The 4601-nt window shown below is 62.5% G+C and carries 5 protein-coding genes; 2 read left to right on the top strand and 3 right to left on the bottom strand.

Going from position 1 to position 4601, the window contains the following annotated elements; genetic code table 11:
- Positions 1 to 1016: thymidine phosphorylase (locus tag BHQ40_RS24135; protein ID WP_070158244.1), on the bottom strand; the 1016-nt coding region annotated here is incomplete at its 3' end.
- Positions 1013 to 2461 (bottom strand): MBL fold metallo-hydrolase RNA specificity domain-containing protein, encoded by a 1449-nt coding sequence (locus BHQ40_RS24130; RefSeq protein WP_031304554.1) that lies wholly within the window; start codon positions 2459 to 2461, stop codon positions 1013 to 1015. The genes BHQ40_RS24135 and BHQ40_RS24130, both read right to left, overlap by 4 nt.
- Before the next feature lie 252 nt (positions 2462 to 2713).
- Between BHQ40_RS24130 and BHQ40_RS24125 the strand changes: the two genes are divergently transcribed.
- Positions 2714 to 2977, top strand: a complete 264-nt coding sequence (locus BHQ40_RS24125; protein WP_066861581.1) for a DUF2933 domain-containing protein — start codon at positions 2714 to 2716, stop codon at positions 2975 to 2977.
- Positions 2974 to 3654, top strand: a complete 681-nt coding sequence (locus tag BHQ40_RS24120) for a methyltransferase family protein (protein WP_004212753.1) — start codon at positions 2974 to 2976, stop codon at positions 3652 to 3654. The genes BHQ40_RS24125 and BHQ40_RS24120 overlap by 4 nt, the downstream gene beginning before the upstream one ends.
- Before the next feature lie 67 nt (positions 3655 to 3721).
- On the opposite strand, the gene BHQ40_RS24115 is transcribed toward BHQ40_RS24120, so the two are convergent.
- The coding region (locus BHQ40_RS24115) for a Tn3 family transposase (protein WP_139139471.1) at positions 3722 to 4601 on the bottom strand (880 nt) is incomplete at its 5' end.

Here is a 4601-nt window from a genome sequence, read left to right as displayed (position 1 = left end):
CCGCGCATCACGCGCGTGCGAAGCCCGAAGGCTTGGGCGACCGAGCTCAGCGCGCGCTCGAGCGTATCGGCGGCATCGGTTCCGCGTACCTTGGCGGTCGGCCCGACCGGGATATCGATGACCAGATGGGTCGCACCGGCCGCGATTTTCTTGGACAGCACCGAGGCGACCATCTGCCCTACGGCATCGATATCGAGCACTCGTTCAACGCCGATGATCACATCGTCGGCCGGGCTGAGATTGACGGCGCCGCCCCAGGCGATGCAGCCGCCTTCGCGCTCGACCACCTTGCGGATGGCGGAAACGTCGAGGTCGACAGGTGCAAGCACCTCCATCGTGTCCGCCGTGCCGGCCGGCGAGGTGATCGCCCGCGACGATGTCTTGGGCATGATCAGGCCCTCCGCGGCCATGATCGAGACGATGATCGGCGTGGTGCGATTGCCCGGCAATCCACCGACGCTATGCTTGTCGACGATGACCGCTCCGGACCACTGCAATCGCTCGCCGACATCGACCATCGCCCTGGTCAGGCTGATCGTTTCGTCCGTATCGAGCGGGACCGCTGAGCATGCCGTGATGAACGCCGAGAGATGGACATCGCTATAGCGTCGCTCGGCGATGTCGGTCATGATCGCTGAAAAAGCCCCTTCACTGAGACGATTGCCATAGATGCGCCGACGCACTTCGGCGAGCGAGGCGAGAGGCTGGGCGTGCGCGATCTCGACCGGATCGCCCTCGCTGACGCCGAGCCGCCGCCATGCGGATTCGGACAGGCCGATCTCGCCGGGCGCTGGAGCCTCCGCGGAACTGTGCAGCAGCGAGACGACGATTTCCCGCCCGCCGGCGTGCAGCGCGACCTGCGCGCGCGACGCGAGACCTTCCGAGCGGCAGACGGGACAGTCTTGGCGCATGACCGCGATCAGATCACCTCCGGCAGCCGACAGGCCGAGGCGGTGTGCCCGCAGCGTCGTCGCGACAGGCTCTACTTCGGCGTCCTCGATGATCCCGGGCTTCACGCGAGCATGCCCCAGCTACCCAGCGCCGGTACGCTGCATGCCCAGCCCAGATCCTCCGAGACACGCTTCGCCAGGACCTGGGCGCCGGTCGGCTCGCCATGCGTGACATAGACATGGCGCGGGGGCTCTTGCAGCGACCCGAGCCAGCGCATGAGCTCGTCGCTGTCGGCATGCGCCGAAAGCATCGTCAGGTTGGCGACATCGGCTTCGACCGGGATATACTCGCCGTGGATCTTGATCGTCCGGGCGCCCCCGATCATGGCGGCGCCGCGGGTGCCCGCCGCCTGGAAGCCTGAGAAGAGGATGAGGTTCTTCCCATCCGGCGCGAAGCGCTTGAGATGGTGGAGCACGCGGCCGCCCGTTGCCATTCCACTGGCCGAGATGATGACCTTGGGAGCGGGGTTGGCGGTGAGTTCCTTGGATTCCTCCACTTCGCGCACATAGTGCGCGACGCTGCACGCCGCTTCGCACTCGGCGCGGGCCAGGCGATGCTCGTCCATGAAATCGCACATCAGCCCGCTCGCGTTGATCGCCATCGGGCTGTCGAGGAAGATCGGGATGTCGCGGAGGCGTCCCTGCGCGCGCAGACGCGAGAAATGATAGAGAAGCGACTGAACCCGTCCCACGGCGAAGGCCGGAATCACCACCGTCCCGCCTCTCTCGACGCATCGTTCGACATGATCTCCAAGCGTCTTTGTCGGATCGACCTGCTCGTGGCGCCGATCGCCATAGGTCGATTCCACTAGGACATAGTCGGCGCGCGCGGGCGGCTCGGGATCCTTCATCACCGCATCGCCGTAACGGCCGATGTCGCCTGAGAAGAGGATTGTCCGCCCCTTCCAGTCGATCTCGATCGACGCCGCGCCGAGGATGTGGCCGGCGCGATGGTAGCGCACCCTGATGCCGTCCGTGACTGCATGCCACGCTCCGAACTCGATCGGGCGGAAGAGCTGCAATGCCAGACGCGCGTCGGCCTGGGTGTAGAGGGGCAGCGCCGGCTGGTGCCTGGAGAAGCCGTGCTGGTTGGCGAACTCCGCATCCTTTTCCTGCAGATGGCCGCTGTCGGGAAGAAGGAGCTCGCACAGGGCCGCGGTCGCCCGCGTGGCAAGGACGGTCCCGTCCCAGCCCAGGCGCGCCATGCGCGGTAGTGCGCCCGAGTGATCGAGATGGGCGTGGGTCAGCAGCACCTGGCCGACATCCGCGACTTCGGGTGGGATCGATGCCCAATTAAGGCGGCGCAGATCCCTGGGTCCCTGAAACAGGCCGGAATCGACCACGATCTGAGTTTCACCATCGTCCACCAGATAACGCGACCCTGTGACCGTTCCCGATGCGCCGAGAAAGGCAACGCCGAGACCATCGGCCGGGCGCTTGGCCAGATCGATCCTTGCTTCACGCTCGAAGATGGTCACGCGGGAATGGTGCCGTTTCTTTCTCTTTTGCATGGACGCGGGCCTGCCTCTCACGATTATGTTCGTGAGCGCAGCATTGGTTCGCGGACGCCGCACGCCTATACGCAAAATCCGCAGCACGACTGCTGCTCCCCGACAGCTGCGTCGCCCGAACGCCGATGGCCGATCCCATCGATCGCCTTACCCATGCCTGCGCGATGCCCGGGGGACTTCGGTCTCTACTTATACCTTGCTCCTTGGACTCGAGCCTATGCTGCCCGGACGTTGACCAGAAGAGGACGGCATATGGGCGAACATGACCATCGCATGCGCAAGCGCGGCAAGATCGTTCTGATCGGCTTCCTGCTCGTCGCTAGCTTCTTCCTCCTCAACGAGTATACCGCGCACTTCCTGGGTGTGCTGCCCTATCTCATCCTGCTCGCCTGCCCGCTCATGCACCTGTTCATGCACCGCGGCCATGGTGGGCATCAGCATGGCCATGAGCCCGGTCAGGCACCCGCCGGCTTACCGGCCAATCCCAACGGCCGCATCGAAGGAGAGTCGCGATGACGCACGCCGACTATGGCTATGGTCTGTGGGGGCTCGCGCTGGTTAACGCCGCCGTTTTCATCCTCTTTGCGTTCAGCTTCTTCAAGCCGGCAACTAAACGAGACTGGCGCAGTTTGGGGGCGTTCAGCGCTTTCATCATAGCGCTCTTCGCGGAAATGTATGGCTTCCCGCTCACGATCTTCGTGCTTTCGGGGTGGCTCCAGTCGTATTTCCCCGCTGTCGACTGGTGGAGCCACGATGCTGGACATCTCCTGGAGATGATGTTCGGCTGGCGAGTTAATCCCCATTACGGTCCATTCCACATCGCCAGCTTTGTGCTGATCGGCGTGGGTTACTGGCTGATCTCGGTTGCATGGACGGCCCTTCACTTGAGTCAGCGCAAACACCAATTGGCCCTTACTGGGATTTATGCCCGGATCCGGCACCCGCAATATGTCGGCTTCATTCTCGTCATGCTCGGCTTTTTGCTACAATGGCCGACCCTTTTGACCCTTGCTATGTTTCCGGTGCTCGTCGTGATGTATATTCGGCTGGCTCGGCATGAGGAAAAGGAGGCGCTAGCCAGCTTCGGCGAGGTTTACCGCGATTATATGGCTCGCGTGCCCGGCTTCATTCCGAATCTGACAATCCATTCGCGTCGAAGAAGGCCATGGCGATCCTTTGACGGGAATGGCTGATGTAATTGGCGTCACCTCAAGGTTTGTTCGCCAGACAACGATTTCTCGGACATAAGCGGAACATGGGCTACGCTACACGCTTCAACCGCGCCATTGGCTCGTTGAGTGGGTGGAATTCACCTGCTGGAAGTCGCCTGGCCTGCTCCCAGAGGTAATCGCCGGTCAGACTGATGTGCGCCCAGCCCATCGGAGAAAGGTGCGCAAGCAGTGCCGCATCGAACGTCGTGCCGACAGCGTTGAGGTGCTGGGCGGCCCGGTCGAGATAGACCGTGTTCCAGTAGGAAATCGCCGCAATCAGCAGGTTCAGCCCAGATGCGCGAAATTCCTGATTTTCCAGCGAGCGATCGGTGAACCGACCCTGCCGGTTGGTATAGATGGCGGCGGCAAGCGTGTGCCTCGCCTCGCCTTTGTTGAGACCGGCCTGACAGGCACGTCGCAGTTCCGGTTGTTCAAGCCAATCGAGCGTGAACAAAGTGCGCTCGATACGGCCCAGTTCAGCCAATGCAAAATCCAGCCTGTTCTGGCGTTTGTAGGCGGCAAGTTTTCGCAAGATTACTGACGGCGCCACCGTGCCATCCTTGATTGAGGCGACAATCCTGACGATGTCATCCCAATCGGCCTCGATCGCTGCCGTTTTGATGGTGCGGCCCATCAGATTTTCGATGCCCTTGTATGTCGATGGCGCAGCGATCGAACCCAGCTTGCGGTCGCCAATATCGCGCAGCCGTGGCGCGAAGCGGAACCCGAGTAGGTGGCAGAGTGCGAAAACATGATCGGTGGCGCCGCCGGTATCGGTATAGTGCTCATGCAACGGAAGGTTGCCGGCGCCCAGGACAAGCCCGTCGAGCACGTAAGGCGCTTCACCTGCCGTCGCGGACATGATCCGTGATCCGAATGATGCGAAGTGATCGGAAAGGTGAGAATAGATTTTCACGCCAGGTTCGGCG

It is taken from the genome of Sphingobium phenoxybenzoativorans, from assembly GCF_001757355.1.
GTDB classification, from domain to species: Bacteria; Pseudomonadota; Alphaproteobacteria; order Sphingomonadales; family Sphingomonadaceae; genus Sphingobium; species Sphingobium phenoxybenzoativorans.
Note: the sequence above shows the minus strand (reverse complement) of the source record. Positions and strands in the feature narration are given on the sequence as shown.